Below are 25339 nucleotides of genomic sequence, written 5' to 3' on the forward strand. Positions count from 1 at the left end.
GTCCGGAATCAGTCGCCTTGCCCCGTGGAACGCGCGCGGTGCCGCCGTACCGCGTCGCGGTTGGCGCACCGCTGGGAGCAGTAGCGCCGGCGCCCGGTGCGGGAGGTGTCGGCGAAGATCGTGGCGCACTCGGTCACGGAGCACCTCCGGAGCCGGCGCATGCCCCGCCCCGCCAGATGCAGGGCCGTACCGACGGAGATCAGCTGGAATGGGAGGGCGCCGAGCGGCTGCCGGTCGTCGCGGTAGTGCAGGTGCCAGCCCGAGCCCGCGTGGTCGGTCAGCCGCGGGTGGGCCGCGGACGCCGCGAGCATCCCGTTGAGCAGCTCCGCGCGTTCGTCCTCGTCGGCGGCGTCGACGACCTTCTCCCAGGCGTCCAGTGCTTCCTGGGCGCGGTCGAGATCCTCCGGTGTGACGGGACGCTCCCTCTTCGGCTTCGGCTGGTACGGGCCGTGGGTCACCTACGTGACCGAATCGGCTCCGCCGGACAGGACCGGGTTCGCGCTCGGGCTCGCCATGTCCGTCAACCAGGTCGCCATCGTGGTGATGCCGCCCGTCCTCGGCCTGCTCAAGGACCTCACCGACAGCTTCGTACCGTGCGATGACCGCCGTCGCACTGGCTCTCTGGGCCCGGATGCGGACGGGCAACCGGCCCCGCTCGTGTGGCCGACACGGCGTGTGCGGTCCACCGTGAACCCGTACGAGGTGTTGCCGCGACAGCGGCGGGTAGCCGGGCCACCGCACCGGATTCCGCCGTGTGACCGCGCGGAACGACGTGACGAGGTACTGGAGGAACACCGTGAGCGAGGAGCAGCCCGAGACCCGGGGCGACGAAGAGACGCCCGTACCGAGGGATCTGCCCGATCAGCAGGCGTCGGACGGGGAGGACCGCTGGGAGCCGGACGACGAATCGGCCACCACCGGCAACGCCCCGGACGCCGACGACGACGTACCGGACACGGACGAGGCGGGCACCGGCCCGCGCGGTACGCCGCACACCGACGGCGAGCACCCGGACCAGCCGGTGCCGGACGAACCCGCCGACTGAGCCGGAGCCCGCGCGGGGCTTCGGCTCACTCGGCCGAGACGGCCAGGACGAAGGAGTGGCCCGCCGGGTCGCTGTAGGTACGGGTGTCCCGGGGGCCGGAGTTGTCCTTGGCGTCCACGGGCCGGGCGCCCAGGCCGACGGCCTCGCGCTCCGCCTCGTCCATGTCGCCGCGGGCCACCAGGATCCTCAGGTGCGCCTGCTGCGAGTCCTCCGGCCGCGGCCAGCTCGGCGGGGCGTAGCCGTAATCCCGGTGGACCGCCAGGCAGACGCCGTGCTCGTCGAAGACCTCGACATAGTCGGGATCCTTGCTCAGGCGGGCCGTGCCCCCGAGCAACCCCGCGTAGAACTCCGCGAGCTCCTCGGGCTTCGCGCAGTCCAGGACGATCACCGTGGTCTTCTTGACAGCCATGGGTCCCTCTCACGTCGACAAACAGCGACGGGCAGCCGTCTCGTCCGGCCACCCGCGTCTGTCCGGGTGCCCCGCTTCGCCCGCCTCAACCGGCGTCCGTCCGCGGGAGGTGGCCGACTGATCCGCGGTGCGATCGTCGGCGTAGAGTCGAACTCCACTACCACGGCGCCTTGTTCGAGGGGCGATATCGCGACGAAGTGATCAGCTGGGCGGAGTGTTCCGACTCTCCGTCATCCGCGCCGTGCCGGGTGACTAGCATGGCGCGATGTGTGGCCCGGAAGATCGCCGTCCTCTTTGGTGTTCCCGCCGGGCCCGCGGCCGATGTGTGTGATCGGTCGGCTCGTTGCTTACCTGCACTCAAGGACCGAGGGACCGCTGAATGCCCGTGCCTGCTCCTCCCAGCCCGCACCGAATAGCGAAGGCGCGCCGCCGCGCGTCGGCCGTGCCCGTGGTCGTGCTGGTGGTGACCGCAGTGGCCGGCGCCGTCGCGAGCGTCACGGCACCGGACAACGCCCGGGTCTGGACTGCGGCTTCGGTCGCGGCCGGCTGGCTGTGTCTGGCGGTCGCCCTCGTGACGAGTTCACTGCTCGTCACGAGGATCCGCGGGGCCGCCGAGGCGGACCGCTCCGAGGCCTCTTCCCTCAAGGCGCAGCTCGCGCGCCAGGGGGCCGAGTCCGCGCACCTGGTGAACGTCACGCTGCCGACCGTCGTGAAGCGGCTGCGCGACGGGTCGAGCGCGGGTGAGACCTTGGCGCAGACGGCTCCCCCGTCCGATCCACAACTGCGCCAGGTGGTCCAGGAGTTCGCGACCGTGGTGGAGGAGGCCGTGCGGCACGCCGCCGCCGTCGAGGCCCGCCACGACCAGACAGAGGGCCAACTCGCCCAGGCCGCCGAGGAGTTGGACCAGCTTACGGCGGTCACACTGCCCGCCGCGATCGAGCGGCTGCGTGACGGCGCGTCCGCCGACACGGTCCTGGCCGGCCTCGAATGGCCGCACAACGCCTTGCTGCGCGTGCCCGCCGAGTCGTTCGTACGGGAGCTCGCCTACAGCGAGCGGCGCGCCGCGGCCGCCCAGGCGGCCTCCGCCAAGGCGCTGAGCCGGGTGCAGGCCAAGTCCGTGGGCATGCTCGCCGACCTGCGGGACATGCAGGAGCGGCACGGCGTGGAGGTCTTCGGCGACCTGCTCCGCCTCGACCACAGCACCTCCCAGCTGGGGTTGATGACCGACCGCCTCGCCCTGCTGATGGGTGGCCGCTCCAGCCGCGCCTGGAACAAGCCGATCGTCATGGAGAGCATCCTGCGCGGCGCGGTGGGCCGGATCTCCGCCTACCAGCGTGTGCGGCTGCACTGCTCGACGACCGTGGCGATCGCCGGGTTCGCGGCCGAGGGCGTCATGCACGTGCTCGCCGAACTCATGGACAACGCGGCGAACTTCTCCCCGCCCATCGACGAGGTGCACGTCTATGTGGAGGAGCGCAGCGCCGGGATCGTCGTGACGATCGAGGACAGCGGCCTGAAGATGGCCGACGCGGCGATGCGCCGTGCGGAGGAGTCGGTCTCCGGCCACGTGACGGACCTGGCATCGCTGCAGGGCACCCGTCTCGGCCTCGCGGTGGTCGGGCGCCTCGCCGCCAAGTACGGCATGAGCGTCAACTTCCGCCCGTCCTCGCGCGGCGGCACGGGCGTGGTGGTGCTCCTGCCGCTCCAGCTCATGGCCCAGCAGCGCGACCCCGCCCCGCAGCATCTCGCACCCCGGAGCGCCGAGCCGACGCCCGCGGCGGTCCCGGCCCAAACGCCCGCCCCGGTGGGAGCGACCGACCCGGTGGCCCAGGAAGCCGCAGCCGTCCCGGAGCAGCCCGCCGCCCCGGAGGCGGCCGCGGCCCCCGCAACCCCCGCGCGGCCCGCGGCCGCTGCGGACGCCACCCTGCCGCCGGCGCAGCCCCGCCCCGCCGCCGCCACGACGAACGGTCTGCCCGTGCGGGCGCCCGGCCGCACCATGGCCGAGGCGGAGCGCGAGCGTCAGCAGCGCAGGGCGGCGTCCGATGCCGCCGCCGCGGCGGGGGCCGGGACGCTCTCCGGCGAGGCGGGTCTTCCGCCGCGTGACGCCGGTTCCCGTTTCGGCGCCTTCCACCGTGCGCGGCGGGCGGCGGGCGACGTGCCCGGCTCCCCCGCGGCACCCGAGTCCGCCGCCGATTCCGGGCCGCCGCCCGCCGAGTAGACCGAAGCCACCCGCACGGCGCCCGGGCTCTGGCGCCCCCTTCCCCGCTCGAGATCGTGAGATTGGAGGGACGGGCAGGTGACCGGCAGACCCGGCGCACCTCGCCCCACCTACCATGCAGACCACTGACAACAGCCTGACCTGGCTCCTGCAGAGCCTTCTGAAGCGCACCCCCGGTACGCGGCACGCCCTGGTGCTCTCCCGGGACGGCCTGAAGCTGTGCTGGAGCGAGCATCTGACGCTCGACCAGGCTGACCAGCTGGCGGCGATCTGCTCCGGCATCCAGGCACTGGCGCAGGGCGCGTCCATGGAGTTCGGCGACGGGACCGGAGGCGTCCGGCACTCCATGACCGAGTTCCACGGCGGGTTGCTCTTCATCGTCGAGGCCGGCCAAGGCGCGCATCTGGCGGTCGTGGCCGAGGAGAACGCCGATCCCGGAGTGGTGGGCCATCAGATGACCGAACTGGTCGAGCAGATCGGTGAGCACCTGCGCGCCGAGCCGCGCGGGCAGAGCGAAGGCAGCGGCTCCTCGTGACGCCGCGCAGGCCCGTGGACATCGGTGATCCGGACCGGCTCTACACGGTCACCGGTGGCCGCAGCCGCGCCGACGACGATTCGTTCGACCTGGTCACTCTGGTGGTGAGCGAGTGCGAGCCCACTGCCGGGATGCAGTCGGAGCACGTACGGATCCTCGAACTGTGCCGGCATCCGACAGCCGTGGTGGAGATCGCGGCGGAGACGAAGCTGCCGATCACGGTGGTGCGGATCCTGCTCGGTGACCTGCTCGCGATGGGCCGGATCACCGCCCGCCACCCCCGCGCGGCCTCCGCCGCCTCCATCCCCGATTCCGCCCTTCTCAAGGAGGTGCTCCATGGGCTCCGCAACATCTGAGCTGCCCTCCCGTACGCCGCTTTCCGACACTGCCGAGACCGGCCTGAAGATCGTCGTCGTGGGCGGCTTCGGGGTCGGCAAGACCACGCTGGTCCGGTCGGTCAGCGAGATCCGTCCGCTGAACACCGAAGAGGTGATGACGCAGGCAGGCGTCGGCGTCGACGAGACGACCGATGTGGCCGCCAAGACCACGACGACGGTGGCGTTCGACTTCGGTCGCATCAGTCTCAACGAGCGTGTGGTGCTGTATCTGTTCGGCGCACCCGGCCAGGAGCGCTTCTGGTTCCTGTGGGACCGGCTCTTCTCCGGCACGCTCGGCGCGGTCGTCCTGGTCGACACGCGGCGGATGGACGACTCCTGGTACGCCATCGACCGGCTCGAACACCACAAGACGCCGTTCGTGGTGGCCGTCAACCGGTTCGACGACGACACCTCCACGCATTCCCTGGACGAGATCCGGCAGGCGCTCGCACTGCCCGACCATGTGCCGCTGATCGACTGCGACGCACGGGTGAGGTCGTCCGGCAAGGACGTCCTGATCACCCTCGTGGACCACCTCTACGCACTGGCCATGGCCCAGGAGATGACACCGTGACCGAGCCGACCGGATCCTCTTTGCCGCAGAGCCCGCCGCCCGGGTGCCCGGCCCACGCGGGGGCGGGCCCCGTGCGCCTGGGCGGTCTGGAGTACCAGCAGACGCCTTCGCAGCTCTACCGCAGCCTGCGCAAGGAGCACGGCGCGGTCGCGCCGGTCCTCCTGGACGGTGACGTGCCCGCATGGCTGGTGCTCGGCTACTCCGAGGTCAGCTATGTGACAGGACACGACGAGCTGTTCGCCCGTGACTCGCGCCGCTGGAACCAGTGGGAGCACATTCCCGCCGACTGGCCGCTGTTGCCGTTCGTGGGCTACCAGCCGTCGGTCCTGTTCACCGAGGGCGAGGAGCACCAGCGCCGGGCCGGGGTGATCACTCAGGCCCTCGAAGGGGTCGACCAGTTCGAACTCGCCCGGGACAGCGCCCGGATCGCCGACCGGCTCATCGCCTCGTTCGCCGGCAGCGGCCAGGCCGAGCTGATGAGCGCGTACGCGCACGCCCTGCCGATGGTGGCCGCGGTACAGATCTGCGGTATGCCGCACGAGGGCACGGACACGCAGCAACTCGTGGACGACCTGCGGATCTCGCTGGACGCGGCGGAGGGCGACGACCCCGTGGCGGCGTACACCCGCGTCGGGGAGCGGATCCAGCTCCTGGTCAAGGAGAAGCGGGAGAAGCCCGGCGCGGACGTCACGTCGCGGATGCTGCTGCACTCGGCGGGCCTCACCGACGAGGAGATCGTCCAGGACCTGATCTCCATCATCGCGGCGGCGCAGCAGCCGACGGCCAACTGGATCTGCAACACGCTGCGGTTGATGCTGACCGACGAGCGGTTCGCCCTGAACGTGTCCGGCGGGCGGCTGAGCGTGGGTGAGGCGCTCAACGAGGTGTTGTGGCTCGACACCCCCACCCAGAACTTCATCGGCCGCTGGGCGGTGCGTGACACCCAGCTCGGCGGGCGGCAGATCCGGGCGGGCGACTGTCTGGTGCTCGGCCTCGCCGCGGCCAACACGGACCCGCAGATCTGGCCCGAGTCGCACGTCGGCCCGGAGAACTCCGCGCATCTCTCCTTCAGCCACGGCGAGCACCGCTGCCCGTACCCTGCTCCGCTGCTCGCGGACGTCATCGCCAGGACCGCGGTCGAGACGCTCCTGGAGCGGCTGCCCGACCTCGTCCTTGCGGTGGAGCCGCAGGAGTTGACCTGGCGCCCGTCCATCTGGATGCGCGGTCTGACGTCGCTGCCGGTGCAGTTCACGCCCGCGGCGCACTGACGCGGTGCCGGGGCGCCGCCGTTCGGGAGGCGCCCCGGTCGGGTCAGGCGGTGACGGGCGTGAAGACCACCGGCAGCGACTGCGGCCCGCGGGTGAACACCCCTTGCTCGACGGGGTCGAAGCCATCGGCGAGCCGCACGTCCGGCATCGCGTCCAGGAGTTGACCGACGCCGGTCTCCACCTCGGCCTTGGCAAGGAGGGCGCCCACGCAGAAGTGGCGGCCGAGGGCGAAGGAGAGGTGGTCGGCGGCGGCGGAGAAAGCGGTCGTCGTGGTCAGGTCGTCCCGGAAGATGTCGAAACGGTCCGGCTCGCGGTAGCGCTGCTCGTCGCGGTTGGCCGAGCCGATCAGGCAAGTGACGGTGGCTCCGGCGGGGATGGTGCCACCGGACACCTCCACGTCGGTCGCCGACTGCCGCATGATCATGTGGACCGGCGGCGTGTGACGCAGGGTCTCGGCGAAGGCGCGGGCGATGAGGGTCCGGTCCTGCCGGACGGCCTCGAGCTGCTCGGGGTTCATCAGAAGGTTGGCGAAGATGCTGGCGATCGCCTTGTCGGTGGTCTCGCCGCCCGCCGCGAGCAGCAGGCTGCAGAAGGCCTTGATGTCCTCGTCACTCATGCGTACGCCGTCGACCTCGGCGGCGCACAGCGCGGAGAGCAGGTCATCGCCCAGGTTCTCCCGGCGCTCCTGGATGATCGGGATCATGTACTCGGCGAACTCGACGCGGGTGCGTTCTCCGGACGCCGCGACCTCGGCGTCGCCCGACAGGTTGCCGAGGAAGGCGATGACGGTGGTGTACCAGCCGTGGAAGCGCGCGTGGTCGGCCTTGTCCAGGCCGAGCATGTCGGCGATCACGTTGACGGGGAAGCGGGTGGCGTAGCCCTCGACCAGGTCCACGCTTCCGGTGTGCCGGAAGGCGTCGATGAGTTCGCGGGAGTTGCGCTCGATGACCGGCAGGAACTTCTCCTGGAGGTCGCTGCCGCGGAACGCGGGGGCGACGAGCGCGCGCCGCACGGAGTGCTCCCGGCCGCTGAGCTGGAGGATCGTCTTGCCGTGGACGGGCTCGATCTGCCAGTCGTAGTTGTCGGTGGTGAACTGCGAGGCCTTGTCCTTGAACACGCGCTCGACGTCCGCGTACCGCGAGATGATCCAGCTCTGCGTCGCCTCGTGCCAGAAGAGCGGTGCTTTCTCCCGCATCGCCCGATAGGCCGGATAGGGATTCTCTGCGAACTCGGGCGAAAGGATGTCGGGGACCTGCTGCGCGGTGGACATGTGGCTCCTAGCTCGGAAAGAGGCAATGTGCACCAGGCTATTGATCACCTACGGGCCCAACCAGACCCCCTTGGCCGACTGTTGAGCGCTGCACTAATGTTGGCCGAAAACCCCCCTCTCCCCGCAGGATCAACCTACGGGGAGAGGGGGAGCAGCGGCGTCCCGCTGCCGGAGCCTCAGCAGCTGAGCTTGTCGCCCGGGGTGACGTTGAGGATCCCGGTGAACCGGGTGTAGTTGTTGATCCGGCTCTGCACCTGCTCGGGGTTCTTCCCGTCGCACTCCAGGCTTCCGTTGATGCTGCGGATCGTCTCGCCGAATCCCGCGCTGTTGACCATGGCGTTGTGCGGCGTCATGGTCCCCGGACCGTTCTGCGTGTTCCAGTACCAGAGGCCGGTCTTCCACGCCACGGCCGGGTCGTTCTGGACGAGGTCGGGGTTGTTCAGGAGGTCGATGTTCAGGGCGTCGCCCGCCGCCTTGTAGTTGAAGTTCCAGCTGAGCTGGATCGGGCCGCGGCCGTAGTACTTGTCGTTGCCCGCCGGGCAGCCATAGGGCTGCGAACTGTCGCAGTAGTGCGGGTAGTTCGCCGTGTTCTGCTCGACGACGTGGACCAGACCACCCGTCTCGTGGCTGACGTTGGCCAGGAAGGCGGCGGCCTCCTGCTTGCGTACGGTATCGCTGCCGGTCCCGGTGAATTCGGGATAGGCGCTGAGCGCCTCCTTGAGACCGCTGTAGGTGTAGAAGGAGTTCCGGTTCGGGAACATCTGGTTGAACTGGGCTTCACTGACGGGGAATTCGGCCGCGGCCTGCTTCCCCGCATCCGCCTTCTCCACCTTCTCCGCGGAGGCGTTGGGTGCGAGGGTCAGGAGAGTCAGTGCGGCGGCGGACGCGGTCGCGGTCAGTGCGGCAATTGCACGAGGACGCATGGGGGATCACTCCTTGGGCCGCCGGCGCGTGCGCGACCGGCCGCCGCGTGGTGGGGGGATGTGCGGCGGGGGATGTGCGGCCCGGAGCGCACCGGGCACACCAGGCACACCAGACACGCCGGGCACACCGGACCTGCGGCTATCCGGAATATCTCCCGCCGTTGGACTAGACCATACCGAGTGACGCATTCACGTCAAGAGGTCTTCGGATAACGGCAGTTGAGAGGCGGCGCGGGTACCTCAGGCCGTGCCCGGCCCGGCCAGCGCCTCGATCGCTCCGGCGACGTACGCGGCCCAAGGCCCCACGAACGGCCGCAGCTCCGCCCAGCGTTCCGCCTCCCCCGTCACGTACACGCTCCGCGCGTGGGCGAGCACGGGCCGGTGCGCCGCCGGGAGTCGCGCGAGCGCCCAGTCGGCCGCGGCGTCCTTGGACGTCAGGGCGCCGGTCTCCAGCGTCAGCCAGATCCGGGCCGGCGTCAGGACGACATTGCGCGTGTCCGAGTCGAGCTCCGCCAGCAGGTCCGGCACCCCGCCGACGATCGCGCGCGCGAGGTCCTCGCGGGGCACGGGAATCAGCACCTCCCCCGGCGGCGGCCCGGACAGCGGAGTGTCCGCGAGCAGCACCATCGTGATCAGGGGCGCGAGATCGGGGCTCCGTACCGGTGACGGCAACCGCCCGAGCTCGTACTCCCCCCCGCAGCCACTCCCCGTACTGGAACTCGCAGCGCGGCGGGTAGGTCCAGGGCACGACGTCGCGCCGGACGACGACCGTCAGCTCGACGGGACGCGCCTCCCCCCGGGCCGGCCAGACGGACAGATCCAGCAGCCCGTCGACGAGCCTCTCGCGCGAGCCGGCACTCACGGGCCGTTCCACGACGGCGAACAGGTCGATGTCGCTGTGCGGCCGCAATCCGCCGAGCGAGGCGGAGCCGTGGAGATAGATTCCGACGACGTCCGCGCCGAGCGTCTCGCGCACCAGGCGGACGGTGTCCTCGGTCTGTGTCACCACGGCCCTTTCGCACACGGCGGTCTCGTACGACGACGTGCGAGAGCGGGGGATGAACCGGTCACGATCGTAGAAATGCAGACCGCCCTAGGGCCAGCGAGTTTCCGACACGTCTGCCGCGAGCGTTCGCGGACGTACACTGAAGCGGTGTCGGGCAGGTCCCTGCTCCGCCCGGCCACCTGTGCTCAGCCCTCCACGACCCGGGACGAACCGGATCCGGTCCTCAAGCGACCAGTCGTACGGCGCACGGGTAGCGTTCCTCGGCCGTCTTGGCCCTTCGGCCCGCACGCAGATATCCCCCTGTGGGGCCCCGCTCGCCTGACGCGTATCACCGCGGACTCCGGCTCACCGTCGCCCTTGCCCCTCAGGCCGGGCGTGCGCGGTGTGCCGTGAGCCGCCTTCGAGGGGACTGTTGTGAAGCTCAGCGCACTGCTCGACGGGCACGACCACCACGTTCTGCACGGCGACCCGGGTGTCCCGGTCACCGCCGGAATGACCTTCGATGCCGGGCAAGTGACGTCCGGATCGCTGTACGTCGCCGTACCCGGCCACGAGGAGGGCGGGCCCGGGGGCATCGGCCGGGCGCTGGAAAGGGGGGCTGTGGCGGTCCTCGCCGAGGACGACGCACTGCCCGTCGACGGTTCCACCGGGGCGGCGTGCGTGGTGCGGGTGACCGACGCACGGGCGGCGGCCTCGCTCGTCGCCTCCCGGTACTACGGCGAGCCCGGCCGCTCGATGGACATCGTGGCGATCACGGGTACGAACGGCAAGACCTCCGTGTCGTACATGGTCGAGTCGGCGCTCAGGCTGGCCAAGGGCGCGAAGGTGGGGGTGATCGGCACCTCGGGCAGCCGGATCGGCACGGAGCGGATCCCGATGCCGCACTCGGTCCTGAGCACCCCCGAGTCGCCGGACCTGCAGTACCTCCTCGGCCACATGCGCGACCGCGAGACGAGCAGTGTGGTGCTGGAGGCCACGTCCATGGGTCTGCTGCAGCGGCGTCTGGACCATGTGCCCGTCGCCGTCGGTGTCTTCACCAATCTCACCCAGGACCACCTGGACGACCACGGGACCATGGAGCACTACAAGGACGCCAAGCTGCGCCTCTTCGCGGGTCTCTGCGACCGCGCGGTGGTCAACGCCGACGACCCCGTCAGCGCCGAGATCATGGCCCTGATGCCGGGGGCGGTGACCACGTACGGCCTGGACGCGCCGGCCGACTACCGGGCCAGCGACCTGGTGGTGGACGCGGCCGGCACTCGCTTCACGCTCCACCACGACGGCCGCAAGTACCCTGCCGCGATCCCGATTCCGGGCCGCTTCTCGGTGTCCAACGCGCTGGCCACGCTCGCCGCATGCCATCTGCTGGGGCATGAACTCCCCTCCCTCGTCGAGGCCCTGGACCGGATGCCGCCCACCCCGGGCCGCCTCGAGCGCTTCACCAGCGCGCGGGGCGCCTGCGTGATCGTCGACTACGCGCACTCGCCGGACTCGCTGGAGAAGGTCCTCGCCACCATCCGCGGCTTCGCGACCGGCTCGGTGATCACCGTCTTCGGCTGCGGCGGCGACCGTGACACCACCAAGCGCGCCCTGATGGGCGAGATCGCGGGCCGCCACTCCGATCTGTGCGTCCTCACCTCGGACAACCCGCGCACCGAAGACCCCGAGCACATCCTGGACCAGGTCGTTCCCGGCCTGACGTCCACCGGGACGCCCTTCCACCGCGTGGCCGACCGCCGCGCCGCCATCGCACGCGCACTGTCCACCGCGCGGCAGGGCGACATCGTGCTCGTCGCGGGCAGGGGCAGCGAACCGCACCAGATCGTCGGTGAACGGCTCATCCCCTTCGACGACATGACGGTGGTCCGCGAACTCGACGCGTTGTAGGGGCATTTACGCAGGCGAATGTGCGATTCATCCATCGCCTCGGCGTGCGCAGTGCGAATCGGGCACTGGCGCGGTGGGGCGAACGGCGTCTACGGTCCCTGCATTTCCGCCACATCACCTCGTCCGCCGTGGTGCTGTCATGCCAGGGAGCTGCCTGTGCCCAAGGAGCCATCTCCGTCCGTCACCGAGGTCGAGACGCACGGAGTCGAACGCATCCCGGACGCGGACCGCTCGGCAGGGCCGCTCGATCTGTTCCGGCTCGCGTTCGGCGGCGCGAACACCTTCGCCACCTGTGTGCTCGGCGCGTTCCCGATCCTGTTCGGCCTCTCCTTCTGGCAGGGTCTCGCGGCGATGCTCGTCGGGCTGCTCATCGGTGCGCTGCTGCTCGCGCCGATGGCGGTGTTCGGGCCCCGCAACGGCACGAACAACGCCGTCTCGTCGTCGGCGCATCTGGGCGTGCACGGCAGGATCATCGGATCCTTCCTGTCCCTGCTCACGGCCGTGGCGTTCTTCTCGCTGTCGGTGTGGAGCTCGGGCGACGCGCTCATCGGCGGGGCGCACCGGCTGCTCGGCGTGCCGGAGAGCGACGTGGCCTACGCCTGTGCGTACGCCGTCTTCGCCGCGCTGGTGCTCGCCGTGTGCGTCTACGGATTCCGCTTCATGCTGCTCGTCAACAAGATCGCGGTCGTGGCGGCCACCCTGCTGTTCGTCCTCGGCCTCGTCGCCTTCGCGGGGGACTTCGACCCCTCGTACGCCGGGATCTTCACCCCGGACGCCGACCGGGCGACCCAGGACCTGTTCTGGCCGTCCTTCATCGGCGCCGCGCTGATCGTGCTGTCCAACCCGGTCTCCTTCGGCGCCTTCCTGGGTGACTGGGCGCGCTACATCCCGGCCGACACCCCTCGCCGCAAGGTGATGGGAGCTGCCTTCCTCTCGCAGGTGGCCACGGTGCTGCCGTTCGGCTTCGGCCTGGCGACCGCGGCGATCATCGCCGAGCAGGCGCCGAAGTACATGGACCCGGCCGCCCCGAACTTCGTCGGCGGGCTGCTGGCGATCGCGCCCGGCTGGTACTTCCTGCCGGTGTGCCTGATCGCGCTGATCGGTGGCATGTCGACCGGGACCACCGCGCTGTACGGAACCGGTCTGGACTTCTCCTCGGTCTTCCCGCGGCTCGGCCGTGTCCAGGCCACCGTCCTGATCGGCGTCCTGTCCATCACGTTCATCTTCGTGGGCCGGTTCGGCTTCAATCTCGTCCAGGCGATCTCCACCTTCGCCACGATGATCATCACCTGCACCGTGCCGTGGATGATCGTCATGATGCTCGGCTACGTCACCCGGCGCGGCTGGTACGACCCCGAGGCGCTCCAGGTCTTCACGCGCAGGCAGCGCGGCGGACGCTACTGGTTCGCCCACGGCTGGAACTGGCGTGGTCTGACGGCCTGGTGGACCGGTGCGGTGACCGGCGTGCTGTTCACCAACATTCCGGGACAGTTCGTCGGGCCGCTCGGCGACCTCGCGAACGGCACCGACATCAGCCTCCCGCTGGGAGCGGCCGTCGCCGCGGTCGTCCACCTCGCCCTCCTGGCGGCCTTTCCGGAGCCGCGCGCGGTGTACGGGCCCCTGGGCCCGCGCTGGGTGCGCTCGGCGGACACGCCGGTCGCTCCGATCACCGGGCCGCCGGGCGTCGATCACGCAGAGGACTCCGCGACCGTGCGGGCGTAGCGGATCAGCCCGCCGTCTCGAGCTCCCGCTTGAGGTTCTTCAGCGTCCTGTCGATGTTGCCGACCTGGAAGGCAGCGAAGGTCTTGCCGCCCGTGGCGACTCGGTCGAAGGCGCCTGCCACGAAGGTGGGCCAGGACCGCCTGTCGTCCGTCCAGGTCTCGGTCACCTTGGTGGCGCCGTCGCTGTCCTCGAAGCGGTACTCCCAGGTGGCGATCGGGGCTCGCAGCCGGGGGCTCTTCAACCCGATCGCGTGCACGCGGAAGGCGAAGCGCAGGCCCGGCTCGGCCTTGGTCACCGTGCAGCGCGTGGTCCAGCGGAACGGACCGCGCTTGTTGTGCCCGTCGAAGACCAGGCCGACGCGGGCGGGCTCCTCGTCTCCGGGCACGGTGGCCCCCAGGTTCTCGGGGCTCCAGCGCCCCATCAGAGCGGGCCGGCTGACCTGCTCGTACACCGACTGCGGTGACGCCTCGACCAGGATGCTTCGTGACACTGTGAACGTGCGGGTCATGACAACTCCGATCCTCGACCCGCGACCTTACTCACCAGTAGCATGAATGTCAGCCCCACCGCCCACCGCAGGGTGCCACGCGTGCCGATGACCGGCGCCCCATGCCTCAGACGAGTCCGGTGACGGTGACGGCGATCCCTGGCGCGGCAGGCTCCCCCGTCACCCGCCGGACGGCGTCCGCAGCGGCCGAGCGCACCTCGCGCGACACGTCCAGGGCCCGCCGCCCCCGGTGCAGGACGACGTACACCTCCACGCTCCAGTCCTGGGTGCCCGTACTCCGCCGCACCCGCACGCCGGCGGAGCCCGCCGGAGCACTGGGGAGACCCCGTCTCAGCACGGCCGATGAACGCAGGAGATCCGCGAGACCCGGCCGCAGGAAGGCCACCCCCGGGGTGTCGAGGACCGCCTCCATGACGGCATCCGTCAGGACACGGGAAACATCTCGGTCGCTCACTGCTGCCGTCCTTCCGTGCTGTCGTCGCCGGCGTCGTCGATGACATCGGTGATCGTCACGTCGACGACCGCGGTCCGCATGCCCAGCTCGGCGTCCACCGCCCCGAGGACCTGGCTGCGCACCCGGTCGGCGACCTCCGGCAGGTTCCATGTGAGCGGGACCTGCACCTCGACGCGGATCCTGACCGGCTCCCGCCCGCGGGAGGCGTCGGACGCCGGTGCGTCGTCCAGCGGACCGATGCGGCAGCTGCCCGCCCGCACGCCCGGCAGGGACTCCGCCGCCGCCCGCACCGTTCTGGCCGCGGCGGCCTCCACGATCCACGCGTCCTCGTCCTCGTCGCCCAGCGGCAGCGTCCGGCCCGGCCGCAGTTCCAGCCGCACCACGTCCATGACACGGCCGGTGAGCGCGGAGGTGTCCGGCTCCCGCGGTGCCGTGTCGCGCGCCTGCGTGACGATTCCCTCGAGCTGCCGCAGGGTGTTCACCGCCTGCGCGCAGTGCGGGCAACTCTCGGCGTGGGCGTCGGGCACGCCCGCCTCCCACTGTTCCCATACGTACGACAACTCGCGCCCACAAGGCAGCAGTTCGTCCTCGGGCAGCACTTCGAAGCCCGCCTCCCGCTCATCGTCCGGTACGGATTCCCCGTTCATCGCCATGCGGCCATCGCCTCCGTCAGATAGCGCCGCGCCCTGAAGACACGGCCGCGGACCGCCTCCGGACTGATGCCGACCGTCTCGGCGATGGACTCGTACGGTGCGCCGTCCAGCTCGCGCAGCACCCAGCACACCCGCTGCTCCGGCGAGAGCCCCTCCATCGCCCGCGCGAGATCCTGCACGGCGGCGTGCGCCTCGGCCGCCCTCGCGGGCGAGACCTCGTGCTCCGGCGCGGGCGGCTCGGGCAGGCCGTCGAGCGCCACGAGCGGCCGCCGCGAACGCAGCACGTTCAGGCAGCGGTTGGTGACGATGCGGTAAATCCACGTACCGAACTGCGCGTCCCCGCGGAACTCCGGCAGCTTGCGCCACGCGCTGACGAAGGAGTCCTGCACGGCGTCCTCCGCCTCCTGACGGCTCCCCAGCAGGCGCGTGGCCAGGCGCAGCGCCCTGGGCGCGTGGCGGTGCACGAGCGCTTCGAAGGCCTCCTCGTCACCTTCCGCCGCCCGTACGGCCAGCAGTCCGTCCTCACGTCTCGAGGACGCGTCGGCTTCCTCGGATGTTCCGCCCCGGTCGCCCGGCACACGCGGCTCCTCTCACTTGGATCGTGCCCCTACGACACACGAAAGGCCCTCCGCGTTACGCGGCCCAGGAACGCTACATGCCGGGCGAAGAAATTCCCGCGAGGCGCGTAACGGACGCGGGGTACCCGGGTCGGAGCAGGTGGAGAGACAGAGAAGTCCCTGACAGCCAAATCCCCGACGACGACCAGGAGATGCCACCATGACGACGCAGGACCTCACTTCGCAGCCTGCCGGATCCGGCAGCACCCACAAGGACCTCACCGGCGGGGGCCAGAAGAGCACCCTCGGAGCCACCACCGTCACGGGCGGCACGGGCGCGGCCGAGCCCGCGGCGACGCGGGGCAAGACGTCCATCGCCGATGTCGTGGTCGTGAAGATCGCCGGAATGGCGGCCCGCGAGATTCCCGGCGTGTTCGACATGGGAGGCGGCCTCTCCCGCACCATCGGCGCCGTGCGCGACCGCGTCCCCGGCGGGCGCCCCAACGTCGGCCGCGGGGTGAAAGTCGAGGTCGGCGAGCGGCAGACGGCGATCGACCTCGACATCGTCGTCGACTACGGAGTGCCCATCACGGACGTCGCCCACGACGTGCGCGAGAACGTCATCTCGGCGGTGGAGCGCATCACCGGCCTCGAGGTGGTCGAGGTGAACGTCGCCGTGAACGACGTCCACCTGCCGGACGACGACACCGCGGACTCCGGCGGCGAGACGCGCGTCGAGTAGCGCGCGCCGCCCCACGCGGGCCCAGTCCTCACGCCGCCTTCCGCGGCATGGGGAGTCCTCTTTCTGTGGTGTGAGGTGAGTGGTGAGCACAGCTCTGGTCGGTCTGATGGCGGGCATGGCCCTCGGATTCGCCGGGTGGTTCGGCGGCTTCGGCGCGTTCCTCCTGGTCGCCGCGCTCGGCGCGGTCGGCTTCGTCCTGGGGCGGCTCGTCGACGAGGGCACGGATCTGCGTGCCTTCCTCGGCGGGCGTGACCGTGACCGGGAGCGGCGATGACCACGCCCGCGGCCGAGCGCGGTTCGACGACCATCGCGGACCGCGCGGTGCGGCGCATCGCGGAACGGGCGGCGACGGAGGCCCTGGCACCCGGTGCGGTCGAGGTGGGCAGAGGGTCGGCGGCCGTGCGCGGCCGCCGGGCCCAGGTCGGCGTCACCGTGACCCTGCCCTATCCCGCGGTCCTCGACGACGCGGGCGAGAGCGTACGGTCGCATGTCGTCGAGCGCACCGCCCGGCTCACCGGTCTCACCGTGCCGTCGGCGCGGATCCGCGTCCGTGGCCTGACCCGCCGCGAACGGTCCGCCGCGCAGTCGGCACCGCCGGTTGCCGCCGCAGAAGCCACAGAAGCCGCCGGGGCGGCCGGGGCGGCCGGGACCCGTGCGTACCGCCCGTGGTCCCAACGCCGCCTTCCTGTCGCGGTGTTGGCCTTCACAGCGGCCGCGGTCTGCGGGGTGCTCCTGTACGACGTGGTGTCCGTGCACGCGGCCGGGCGCGCTCCCGCACGGTGGCGGGTCCAGGCCATGGAGTGGCTCTCCACGCACGGCCCGGACGGCGGCACGACATCCGGCGTGCTCGCGGCGGTCGCCGTGTTCGCGCTCGGTGTGTGGCTGCTGGTTCTCGCCGTCACGCCGGGGCGTCGCGGCGGTCTCCCGATGAGGGCTCCACTGCCGGGCGTGCGCGCGGTACTGGACCGCCGGGCCGTCGCGATCCTGCTGCGGGATGCCGCGACCGACGTGCCCGGCGTCGGCCGGGTCCTGGTCCGGGTCGGCCGCCGTACGGCACGGGTGCGCGCCGGCCTCGAGTTCGGTGAACCCGACGGCGCGCGACGGTCGGTGATCCAGGACGCCGAGGCGGCGACCGCAGAGCTCGGGCTCGCCCGGCCGCTGCGGCTGCGCGTGCGGCTGAGAACGGCACCGGCCTGGCGCGCGCCCGCGCCTGAAGCTGCACCCGCGCCCGAAGCCGGGCCTGAGTCCGCGGGCGGGCCCGGGTCCGAAGTCGGGCCTGAGTCCGCGGGCGGACCCGCCGCCGCGGAGAGGAGCACCCCTGATGAGCCGACTCCGTAGCGGCACGAACCGCTCGACTCTGTTCTGCGTGGCGGCAGTTCTCCTGGCCGCAGGCGCCGCGCTGGCGTCCATGTCCGCCCCCGTGCGCGATCGGCTGCCGTCGGGCCTGCCCCGTATCGGCGCCGACCGGGTGTGGCTGGACCAGGAGCTGCTCGGGCGCTGGCGTGATCACGGCTGGTGGGTGCCGGTGGTGATCGCCGGACTGGCTCTCGGCGCCGTCCTGTTCCTCTGCTGGGCCGTCGCCCAGATCCGCACCGGACGGCTGCGCGAACTGCCGCTCGGGCAGCCCGGCGTCACTCTCTCCGCCACGGCCCTGGCCTCCGTGATGGCCGAACGGGCCCGGACCGTCGACGGAGTGGCCCGTGCCCACGTGAGCTTGCTGGGCCGCCCCCGGCGGCTGCGGGCCCGCATCACCCTGACCCTGGACCCCGACGCGTCACCCGAAGCGGTGCTGCGCGAGCTCGCCCGGGACACCGTCGCCGAGGCACGCGCGGCGGCAGCGCCCCGCACCCTGGAGGCCGACGTGCGCCTCACGGCCCGGCCGCACCGGGCGCGCCGCATCCACTGAGCGCCCGCGGCCGCTACGACTGCAGGGCTTCGAGGGTGGTGCGCAGGTCGTCGGGGTGCGGGCGGTTGTGCGGAAGCCTGCCGAGGACGGCCGCCATGCCGCAGGTGTTGGTGACGGCGGAGAAGACGAGGCCCGCGCCGATACCGGCGGCCAGCCAGCGCGCGGGCCGGTAGCGGGTTCCGGCCGCGAGGCCGAGGACGACCAGGGATCCTGCGGCGAGCCGGACCTGGCGCTCCATCGCCCAGGCCGTCGGCGCGCCCTCGGAGCGGTGCAGCGGGTGGCCCTGCGCGGCCCAGGCGGCGGTGCCGCCGACCAGCGTGGCGGCGGGGATGTCGGCGGCGGCCAGCTCGGCGCACGCGGTGGCGGAGCGGTTTCCGGAGGCGCAGACCATCAGGAGCTCACCGCGGGCGGCGGCGGCCTTCAGCTCGGGCAGCGCCTCACCGAGGTGGTCGACGGGGATGTTGTGCGCTCCGGGGAGGTGGCCGGATGCGTACTCGCCGGGGGTGCGGACGTCGATGACGGTGTAGCGGTCCAGTCGGGCCGCTGCCTGTGCGGGCGCCAAGTCGGTGGGGGTCAGATCGGTGGGGGAGGTCATGTGGAGCTGTCCTTTCCGTTGAACCAAGGCTCTCACTCCGGCTCGTGTGACCAAGACTCCCACCCCGGCTGGTGTCACCAAGACTCTCGCCCCGACGGGAACGGCAGGGAACGCCGAAAGCCTCCGCCGCCCCGGGCGGGGCGGCGGAGGCTTTGGGCGCGAGCCATCAGCTCTTGGGCATCAGGACGGTGTCGACGATGTAGACCGTGGGGATCTTCGCGAAGGCGTCGTCGGTCGGTGCGAACACCGTGACGTTCTTCGCGTTGTTCAGGGTGTCGACGAGCCCCGCCTTCTTGACCGCGGTGACCAGGGTGGACAGCTCCGGGTTGTTCGACGCGGCGGTGGCGACCGGGTCCTTCGCCATCCCGTCGAAGGATCCGGCGCCACTCTTCGGAACCGCCGAACAGGCCGGTCCGAACGGCTCGTTCGCCTTCGTGGCGTCGTCCGTTCTTCGCTCACATGGGGAATTCGTCGCGTGGCAGGCCGGGGATTGGTCCGAGATCTCCATTCACCCGATCGTGCGCACCCGGCCTGCCGGCCGTCAGGCGCCGCGGGCCTGCTCGAACCGGGCACGGCCCTCGGCAAGTTCGACGATCGGGTCGGGATAGTCGACGTCCGCCCGGCCCAGGCCCTGGCGTTTCCACGGCTCGTGGACGTACTTGTCCGGGACGGCGGCGAGTTCGGGCAGCCAGTGGCGTACGTACCTGCCGCGCGGGTCGAAGCGCTTGCCCTGGATGACGGGGTTGAGGACCCGGCCCGGCCGGGTGTCGGTCCCGGTACCCGCCGCCCACTGCCAGTTCATCTGGTTGTTGGCGACGTCGCCGTCCACCAGGAGGCTCAGGAAGTGCCGGGCGCCCACGCGCCAGTCGACGTAGAGGGTCTTGGTGAGGAAGCTCGCCACCACCATCCGCCCCCGGTTGTGCATCCAGCCCTCATGGCGCAGCTGCCGCATCGCGGCGTCCACGAAGGGGTAGCCGGTGCGCCCGTCCAGCCAGGCGGTGATCTCCTTCTCGTTCGTGCGCCACCGGTCGCCGCGCGAGCGGTAGTCCTGGACGGCTGCGTCCGGGCGGGCCGCGAGGACCTGGTGGTGGAAGTCCCGCCAGGCCAGCTGCCGTACGAAGGCCTGCGCTCCCGGAGAGCCCTCGCGGGATGCCTGGTGGATGACCTCGGCCGCCGACAGGGTGCCGAAGTGGAGGTGGGGGGAGAGGCGCGACGTGGCGTCGGCCGCGATGTCGTCGTGGCCTTCCTCGTACTCCGTGATGCCGCCGGAGAGCCAGGCGCGCAGCCGCCTGCGCCCGGCGCTCTCACCGCCCGCGTCGAGTCCCGGCGAGACGCCGGTGATCTCCGCGCGCGGCAGCACCGGATCCGATGCCACGTCGGCGACCCGCACCGTGTGCGGAGCGAACACGGGATCCCGTGGGCCCGCTTGCGTCCAGCGCCGGAAGTACGGGGTGAACACGGCGTAGTGGTCCTTGCCCGCCGGGAGCAGCTCCCCCGGAGCGACGGCCGTGACGACCGCGTCGTGCACGACGAGGCGGCAGCCGGTGTCGCCGAGCGCGGCCCGCAGCCGCTCCTCGCGCCGGGTCGCGTACCGGCTGACGCCGCCCGCGACGTGCACGTTCGCCGCCCCGCTCTCCGTCACGACCCGGTGGACCTGCTCGACGACGTCACCGCTGCGGACCACGAGGCTGCCGCCGCGCATGCGGAGACCCGAGTCCAGATCCGCCAGGCAGTCGGCGAGGAAGGCACGCCGGTTCGGGACCGCGAAGCCCGTGGCCTCCACCCCGTCGTCGTACACGAACAGCGGCACGATCCGGTCCGCCTCGCGCAGCGCGGCCCGCAGCGCGGGGTTGTCGTGCAGCCGGAGATCGGAGGTGAACAGGACGACGGAGACAGTCACTTGCTGCGGCTCCTCATGCCGTGGGGAAGTTCATCAGGGCCACCGGGTCGGACGTCGGTTCCTCGGAGCCGCCCGCCGGCTCCACGGTGATGCCGATGCCGGACGCCTCGTCCACCGGACCGTCGAGCAGCACCGCCTCGGTGCCGCGGGCCGGATCCATCAGACCCGCCGAACGCATCGAACCGTCGTCGTTGAACCACAGTTGATAGACCTTTCCCGAGGGCGGCTCGGGCATCTTGGCCGCCACGAAGACCGCCTGGTCGAGGCTCTTGGCGATCACGACCGTGCCGGTCGCGCCGTCGGGGAGCCGGGCGGTGGAGGCCTTGGCGTCCGGCGCCGCGAGCACCTTCGCCAGCTCCTCGGACCGGCGCTGCGCCTGCTGTTCACGCTCGCCCGCCTCGTCGGCCCGCTGGTGCTGCCACACGGCGATCCCGCCGAAGGCCGCGGCCGCCGCGAGGCACGCGGCGAGGGCGAAGCGGGACAGTTGCCGTGCACGGCCCGAGCCGCCGCTTGTCTTCCCCGATGTGGGGATGCGCGGGGGCAGTTGGCGGACGGTGGCGACCCGCCGCAGCACCTCGGCCTTCATGTCCGCCGGAGGGGCGTACGACACGGCGCGGGCCAACCGCCCCGCTGTCGCGGCCAGTTCGCTGACCTCCTGGGCGCAGGCGTCGCACACCTCCAGATGCCGCTCGAACTCCGTGCGCTCCTCGTCGATGAGGGCATGCAGGACGAACGCGCCCGTCAGCGTGTGCAGATCGGCGGCGCTCACGCGCTCACCCCCAGGCAGTCGCGCAGGCGGATGAGGCCGTCGCGCAGCCGAGTCTTGACCGTCCCCAGGGGTACGGAGAGGAGCTCGCCGACCTCCCGATAGGTCAGCCCCCGGTAGTAGGCCAGGGTGACCGACTGACGCTGCAGTTCGGTGAGACTGCGCAGGCAGCGGCGCACCTGCTCGCGCTCCAGGCGGTTCTCCACCTGCTCGCTCACCTCGTCGAAGGCCGGCGTGCGTTCGAGCAGCGCAGCCTTGTGGTCGCGCTCGGCCGATGCCTGGACGGAGCGCACGCGGTCCACCGCTCTGCGGTGCGCCATCGTGAGCACCCAGTTCATGACGCTCCCCCGCTCCGGCCGGTAGCGCGCGGCACTGCGCCACACCTCCACAAGGACCTCCTGGGCGACCTCCTCGGACTGGGCGGGATCGCGCAGCACCGTGCGCACGAGCCCCAGGACGGGAGAGCTGATCGTGTCGTACAGCGAGGCGAAGGCCTGCTGGTCGCCGCGTGCCACCCGGCTCAGCAGCTCGGCCGGATCGGGGCCCGCGGAGGGGGCCCCGCTGATGTGCACCACTTCGTTCACCCGGTGAATCCTCCTGGACGCTCGTCGCCTTTCAGAGGTGATTCGGAGCCGGTGCGTCGCCGGATTGCCCGTGGTTCACGATGGTGGCGTGGTTTCGGCGGTGCGCTGTTCGGCCGTCCGGGTGATGTTGCGGGCCATGCCGCCGAAGACGAGCGCGTGGAACGGCGAGACGCTCCACCAGTAGGCGTGCCCCAGCAGACCGTGCGGGTGGAAGAGCGCCCGCTGCCGGTAGCGGGTGCGGCCCTTGTCGTCCTCTTCCGCGTACATCTCCAGCCAGGCGAGGCCCGGCAGCCGCATCTCGGCCCGCAGTCGCAGCAGCCGCCCCGGTTCGATCTCCTCGACCCGCCAGAAGTCCAGCGAGTCCCCCACCCGCAGCCGCTGGGCGTCACGGCGGCCCCGTCGCAGGCCGACCCCGCCGACGAGCCGGTCCAGCCAGCCGCGCACCGCCCAGGCGAGCGGGAAGGAGTACCAGCCGTTGTCGCCGCCGACGCCTTCCACGACGCGCCACAGGGCCTGCGGCGAAGCGTCCACGGTCCGCTCGCGCCGGTCGGCGTAGAGGCTGCCGCCCGCCCAGTCGGGGTCGGTGGGCAGCGGGTCGCTGGGGGCACCGGGCGCGGAGGCGGACGACCACCGGGTGCTGACCTGGGCTTCCTTCACGCGTTCGAGGGCCAGTGCGAGCGCCTCGTCGAAGCTGATCGGGACGCCGGGCGCGTCGGGAACGTACCGGCTGATGTCGCGCTCGTGGCAGACGACCTCGTACCGCAGCGATTCCGCGAGCGGCCGGGCGATCGACGCGGGTACGGGAGTGATCAGGCCGACCCAGTGGCTGGAGAGGCGTGGGCTCAGCACGGGGACCGGCACGATGAGGCGGTGGGGCAGGTTCGCCACGGTCGCGTACCGGCTCATCATGTCGCGGTAGGTGACGACGTCCGGGCCGCCGATGTCGAAGGCGCGGCTGACCTCGTCCGGCAGGGTGGCGCTGCCCACGAGGTAGCGCAGGACGTCGCGCACGGCGATCGGCTGGATCCGGGTGCGCACCCAGCTCGGCGTGACCATGACCGGCAGGCGTTCGGTGAGGTAGCGCAGCATCTCGAAGGACGCGGAGCCGGATCCGATGATGACGGCGGCGCGGAGCATGGCGGTCGGCACGCCCGACTCCAGGAGGATCCGGCCCACTTCGGCCCGCGAGCGCAGGTGCGGCGACAGCTCCTGCTCCGGGATGCCCTCCGGGGTGAGCCCGCCCAGGTACACGATGCGCCGCACGCCCGCGGCGCGTGCCTGCTCGGCGAAGATCCGGGCCGTCGTCCGGTCCGTCTCCTCGAAGCCGGATCCGGTGCCGAGCGCGTGGATGAGGTAGTACGCGACGTCGATGTCCCGCATGGCCGCGCCGATCGACTCGGCGTCGGAGGCGTCGCCCCGCACCACCTCGGCCCGCCCGGCCCAGGGGTGGTCGCGCAGTTTGCCCGGCGAGCGGGCGAGGCACCGCACCTGGTGCCCCGCGTCGAGCAGTTCGGGGACGAGGCGCCCCCCGATGTATCCGGTCGCCCCGGTCACCAGGCAGCGCAGGCCCCCGGCGTCCTCGTCGCGCTCCATGGGGGGCCTCCGGCCTCGGGTGACGTCTCTCGGGCTCCACCATCTTCCGGGAGCGGCCTCCTGCGCGCGCTGCCGCGCTGCGGCGCATTCACCCATCGGGCCCCCTGCGGTGTGTGGCCCGCCTCCGTCTCCGCGAGCCTGGGTGCAGGCCCTGTCCGACGGTGACGGGAGAGACCGCGTTGCCGGGGGTACCCGGTTGCATCAGCGCCGTGACGCCCCCGTACGGCGCCATCGCCGTGGCTCCCTACCGGTCCAACAGGAGAAGACATGACCACGCAACGCGAGACGGTTGACGAGTCGTACTGGATGGCGACCACGCCCGGCACCGGATATCCGGCTCCCGGCGCGGATCTCACGGCGGACGTCGCGGTGGTCGGCGGCGGTATCGCCGGTCTGTGCACCGCCTGGGATCTGGTCCGCGCGGGCCTTGACGTCGTCGTCCTCGAGGCGGACCGGATCGCCGCGGGCGTGAGCGGCTACACCTCGGCCAAGCTGACCGCCGCGCACGGCCTCGTCTACGCCGGGATCGAGGCCGAGCACGGCGTCGGCGACGCCCGCCTCTACGCGCTCTCGCAGCAGGAGGGGGTCGAGCGGACCGCGGCCCTGTGCGCCGAACTCGGCATCGACGCGGACCTGGAACCTGCCCCCGCCTTCACCTACGTACAGGACCCCGGACGCGTCGAAGAGCTCGAGCAGGAGGCGGCGGCGGCGCGCCGGGCCGGTCTTGACGCGTCGTTCGTGACCGACACGGACCTGCCCTTCGACGTCGCCGGCGCGGTACGCGTGGACGGCCAGCTGCAGTTCCACCCCCGCAAGTTCCTGCTGGCCCTGGCCGAGCACATCACCCGCGCGGGGGGACGCATCTTCGAGCGCGCCCGGGTGACCGCGCTGCACGACGGCGCCCGTTGCCGGCTGACCACGGAATCCGGCGCCACGGTCCGGGCACGCGATGCCGTCATCGCCACGCACTACCCGGTCTTCGACCGCACGCTGCTCTTCACCCGGATCAAGCCCCGGCGGGAGCTGGTGATCGCGGCACCCGTGCCGTCGGACGCGGCGCCCATCGGCATGTACATCACGCCGGAGCACGGGACCCGCTCCCTGCGCAGCGCCCCGTACGACGCCGGGCGGCGGCTGCTGATCGTCACCGGGGAGTCGTTCGAGCCGGGCGCGGGCGACGTACGGGCCCGGTTCGAACGGCTCGACGCGTGGGCGCGCGAGCACATCCCGCACTTCGCCGACGCGGAGAGCGCCTACCGCTGGGCGGCGCAGGACAACGACTCCGCCGACCGCCTCCCTTACGTCGGCCACGCCCATCCCGGCACCCAGCACGTCTTCGTCGCCACCGGCTTCGGCGGCTGGGGCATGAGCAACGGCGTGATGGCGGGGCGCCTGCTCACCGCCCATATCGCGGGCGGGCCGCGGCCGGCCTGGACCGACCTGTACGACCCGCGCCGGCTGCCGCCGATCCGCGACGTCGGCCAACTCGCCTCGTACCAGGCCGGCGCGGCGAAACACTTCATCGGCGACCGGCTGCACACCAGTCATGTCGACTCGGTGACCGACATCCCGCCCGGCAGCGGAGCCGTCGTACGCCTGAACGGCAAGCGGTGCGCGGTCTTCCGCGACGAGAAGGGGCAGGCCACCGCCCTCTCCGCGCGCTGCACGCACCTGGGATGCCTGGTGCAGTTCAACGACGCGGAGCAGGCCTGGGAGTGCCCCTGCCACGGCTCCCGCTTCGCGACCGACGGCTCGGTCCTGCACGGCCCGGCCACGCACCCGTTGGAGATCCACGAGACGCCGGATTCCGCGGACTCCACGGATTCCCCTGATTCCCCGGCCTAGGA

At 71.8% G+C, this 25339-nt stretch carries 26 protein-coding genes and 2 pseudogenes; 13 read left to right on the forward strand and 15 right to left on the reverse strand.

Going from position 1 to position 25339, the window contains the following annotated elements; genetic code table 11:
* Window positions 1-8 precede the first annotated feature (8 nt).
* Window positions 9-458: a CGNR zinc finger domain-containing protein gene (locus AC5P1C_RS14445; RefSeq protein WP_493866189.1), complete on the reverse strand. Its 450-nt coding sequence runs from the start codon at window positions 456-458 to the stop codon at window positions 9-11.
* 338 nt (window positions 459-796) lie between these two features.
* Here AC5P1C_RS14445 and AC5P1C_RS14450 point away from each other — a divergent pair, with 338 nt between their 5' ends.
* Complete coding sequence (locus AC5P1C_RS14450; protein WP_493866190.1) at window positions 797-1045, forward strand: hypothetical protein; 249 nt, start codon at window positions 797-799, stop codon at window positions 1043-1045.
* 25 nt (window positions 1046-1070) lie between these two features.
* Here AC5P1C_RS14450 and AC5P1C_RS14455 read toward each other — a convergent pair whose 3' ends face one another.
* On the reverse strand, window positions 1071-1454 hold the full coding sequence (locus AC5P1C_RS14455) for a VOC family protein (protein WP_493866191.1): 384 nt from the start codon (window positions 1452-1454) through the stop codon (window positions 1071-1073).
* 379 nt (window positions 1455-1833) lie between these two features.
* Here AC5P1C_RS14455 and AC5P1C_RS14460 point away from each other — a divergent pair, with 379 nt between their 5' ends.
* The 5 genes from AC5P1C_RS14460 (at window position 1834) to AC5P1C_RS14480 (ending at window position 6426) form a co-directional block, all read left to right on the forward strand.
* Entirely contained in the window at window positions 1834-3672 is a 1839-nt protein-coding gene (locus AC5P1C_RS14460) for a sensor histidine kinase (RefSeq protein ID WP_493866192.1), read from the forward strand.
* Between the two features lie 115 nt (window positions 3673-3787).
* Window positions 3788-4207 (forward strand): roadblock/LC7 domain-containing protein, encoded by a 420-nt coding sequence (locus tag AC5P1C_RS14465; RefSeq protein ID WP_493866193.1) that lies wholly within the window; start codon window positions 3788-3790, stop codon window positions 4205-4207.
* Window positions 4204-4563 carry a DUF742 domain-containing protein gene (locus tag AC5P1C_RS14470; protein ID WP_493866194.1) on the forward strand — a complete coding sequence of 120 codons (360 nt, stop codon included), beginning with the start codon at window positions 4204-4206 and terminating at the stop codon, window positions 4561-4563. The genes AC5P1C_RS14465 and AC5P1C_RS14470 overlap by 4 nt, the downstream gene beginning before the upstream one ends.
* Window positions 4544-5158 carry a GTP-binding protein gene (locus tag AC5P1C_RS14475; RefSeq protein ID WP_493866195.1) on the forward strand — a complete coding sequence of 205 codons (615 nt, stop codon included), beginning with the start codon at window positions 4544-4546 and terminating at the stop codon, window positions 5156-5158. The genes AC5P1C_RS14470 and AC5P1C_RS14475 overlap by 20 nt, the downstream gene beginning before the upstream one ends.
* Window positions 5155-6426, forward strand: coding sequence for a cytochrome P450 (locus AC5P1C_RS14480; protein ID WP_493866196.1), 1272 nt, complete (start codon window positions 5155-5157; stop codon window positions 6424-6426). Before AC5P1C_RS14475 ends, AC5P1C_RS14480 begins: the two co-directional genes overlap by 4 nt.
* 43 nt (window positions 6427-6469) lie before the next feature.
* Here the strand turns inward: AC5P1C_RS14480 and AC5P1C_RS14485 are convergent, their stop codons facing one another.
* The 3 genes and pseudogenes from AC5P1C_RS14485 to AC5P1C_RS14495 form a co-directional block, all read right to left on the reverse strand.
* Window positions 6470-7696, reverse strand: a complete 1227-nt coding sequence (locus tag AC5P1C_RS14485; protein ID WP_493866197.1) for a cytochrome P450 — start codon at window positions 7694-7696, stop codon at window positions 6470-6472.
* 176 nt (window positions 7697-7872) lie between these two features.
* Complete coding sequence (locus tag AC5P1C_RS14490) at window positions 7873-8619, reverse strand: chitinase (RefSeq protein ID WP_493866198.1); 747 nt, start codon at window positions 8617-8619, stop codon at window positions 7873-7875.
* 240 nt (window positions 8620-8859) lie between these two features.
* Window positions 8860-9625 (reverse strand): annotated as a pseudogene (locus AC5P1C_RS14495) (aminoglycoside adenylyltransferase family protein).
* A gap of 414 nt (window positions 9626-10039) precedes the next feature.
* Between AC5P1C_RS14495 and AC5P1C_RS14500 the strand changes: the two are divergent.
* A complete protein-coding gene (locus tag AC5P1C_RS14500) occupies window positions 10040-11512 on the forward strand; it encodes a UDP-N-acetylmuramoyl-L-alanyl-D-glutamate--2,6-diaminopimelate ligase (RefSeq protein WP_493866199.1) in 1473 nt (490 codons plus the stop codon).
* Between the two features lie 156 nt (window positions 11513-11668).
* On the forward strand, window positions 11669-13234 hold the full coding sequence (locus AC5P1C_RS14505) for a purine-cytosine permease family protein (RefSeq protein ID WP_493866200.1): 1566 nt from the start codon (window positions 11669-11671) through the stop codon (window positions 13232-13234).
* A 4-nt stretch (window positions 13235-13238) separates the two neighbouring features.
* Here AC5P1C_RS14505 and AC5P1C_RS14510 read toward each other — a convergent pair whose 3' ends face one another.
* The 4 genes from AC5P1C_RS14510 to AC5P1C_RS14525 form a co-directional block, all read right to left on the reverse strand.
* Entirely contained in the window at window positions 13239-13742 is a 504-nt protein-coding gene (locus AC5P1C_RS14510) for an SRPBCC family protein (protein WP_493866201.1), read from the reverse strand.
* A gap of 106 nt (window positions 13743-13848) precedes the next feature.
* A complete protein-coding gene (locus tag AC5P1C_RS14515) occupies window positions 13849-14196 on the reverse strand; it encodes an Asp23/Gls24 family envelope stress response protein (protein WP_493866202.1) in 348 nt (115 codons plus the stop codon).
* Window positions 14193-14849: an Asp23/Gls24 family envelope stress response protein gene (locus AC5P1C_RS14520; protein WP_493866203.1), complete on the reverse strand. Its 657-nt coding sequence runs from the start codon at window positions 14847-14849 to the stop codon at window positions 14193-14195. Before AC5P1C_RS14520 ends, AC5P1C_RS14515 begins: the two co-directional genes overlap by 4 nt.
* Entirely contained in the window at window positions 14840-15364 is a 525-nt protein-coding gene (locus tag AC5P1C_RS14525; RefSeq protein WP_493866345.1) for an RNA polymerase sigma factor, read from the reverse strand. Before AC5P1C_RS14525 ends, AC5P1C_RS14520 begins: the two co-directional genes overlap by 10 nt.
* 262 nt (window positions 15365-15626) lie before the next feature.
* On the opposite strand from AC5P1C_RS14525, the gene AC5P1C_RS14530 reads away from it, so the two are divergent.
* The 4 genes from AC5P1C_RS14530 (at window position 15627) to AC5P1C_RS14545 (ending at window position 18054) form a co-directional block, all read left to right on the forward strand.
* The gene (locus AC5P1C_RS14530) at window positions 15627-16148 is read left to right on the forward strand and encodes an Asp23/Gls24 family envelope stress response protein (RefSeq protein ID WP_493866204.1); all 522 of its coding nucleotides are present in this window, start codon (window positions 15627-15629) and stop codon (window positions 16146-16148) included.
* Window positions 16149-16230: 82 nt separating this feature from the next.
* Complete coding sequence (locus tag AC5P1C_RS14535; protein WP_493866205.1) at window positions 16231-16422, forward strand: hypothetical protein; 192 nt, start codon at window positions 16231-16233, stop codon at window positions 16420-16422.
* The gene (locus AC5P1C_RS14540; protein ID WP_493866206.1) at window positions 16419-17486 is read left to right on the forward strand and encodes a DUF6286 domain-containing Asp23/Gls24 family envelope stress response protein; all 1068 of its coding nucleotides are present in this window, start codon (window positions 16419-16421) and stop codon (window positions 17484-17486) included. The genes AC5P1C_RS14535 and AC5P1C_RS14540 overlap by 4 nt, the downstream gene beginning before the upstream one ends.
* Complete coding sequence (locus tag AC5P1C_RS14545; protein ID WP_493866207.1) at window positions 17470-18054, forward strand: Asp23/Gls24 family envelope stress response protein; 585 nt, start codon at window positions 17470-17472, stop codon at window positions 18052-18054. The genes AC5P1C_RS14540 and AC5P1C_RS14545 overlap by 17 nt, the downstream gene beginning before the upstream one ends.
* Before the next feature lie 13 nt (window positions 18055-18067).
* Here the strand turns inward: AC5P1C_RS14545 and AC5P1C_RS14550 are convergent, their stop codons facing one another.
* From AC5P1C_RS14550 to AC5P1C_RS14575, 6 genes and pseudogenes are all read right to left on the reverse strand, one after another.
* Window positions 18068-18649, reverse strand: a complete 582-nt coding sequence (locus tag AC5P1C_RS14550) for a rhodanese-like domain-containing protein (protein ID WP_493866208.1) — start codon at window positions 18647-18649, stop codon at window positions 18068-18070.
* A 172-nt stretch (window positions 18650-18821) separates the two neighbouring features.
* Window positions 18822-19079: pseudogene (locus tag AC5P1C_RS14555) on the reverse strand (fasciclin domain-containing protein); the annotation flags it as partial.
* A 111-nt stretch (window positions 19080-19190) separates the two neighbouring features.
* Window positions 19191-20549, reverse strand: a complete 1359-nt coding sequence (locus AC5P1C_RS14560; RefSeq protein ID WP_493866209.1) for a cryptochrome/photolyase family protein — start codon at window positions 20547-20549, stop codon at window positions 19191-19193.
* Between the two features lie 13 nt (window positions 20550-20562).
* Window positions 20563-21318, reverse strand: coding sequence for an anti-sigma factor (locus AC5P1C_RS14565; protein WP_493866210.1), 756 nt, complete (start codon window positions 21316-21318; stop codon window positions 20563-20565).
* Window positions 21315-21899, reverse strand: a complete 585-nt coding sequence (locus AC5P1C_RS14570) for a sigma-70 family RNA polymerase sigma factor (protein WP_493866211.1) — start codon at window positions 21897-21899, stop codon at window positions 21315-21317. The genes AC5P1C_RS14565 and AC5P1C_RS14570 overlap by 4 nt, the downstream gene beginning before the upstream one ends.
* Before the next feature lie 75 nt (window positions 21900-21974).
* A complete protein-coding gene (locus AC5P1C_RS14575) occupies window positions 21975-23492 on the reverse strand; it encodes an SDR family oxidoreductase (protein ID WP_493866212.1) in 1518 nt (505 codons plus the stop codon).
* Between the two features lie 267 nt (window positions 23493-23759).
* On the opposite strand from AC5P1C_RS14575, the gene AC5P1C_RS14580 reads away from it, so the two are divergent.
* On the forward strand, window positions 23760-25337 hold the full coding sequence (locus AC5P1C_RS14580) for an FAD-dependent oxidoreductase (protein WP_493866213.1): 1578 nt from the start codon (window positions 23760-23762) through the stop codon (window positions 25335-25337).
* Window positions 25338-25339: the final 2 nt, after the last annotated feature.

This window comes from Streptomyces sp. A18 (genome assembly GCF_059026065.1).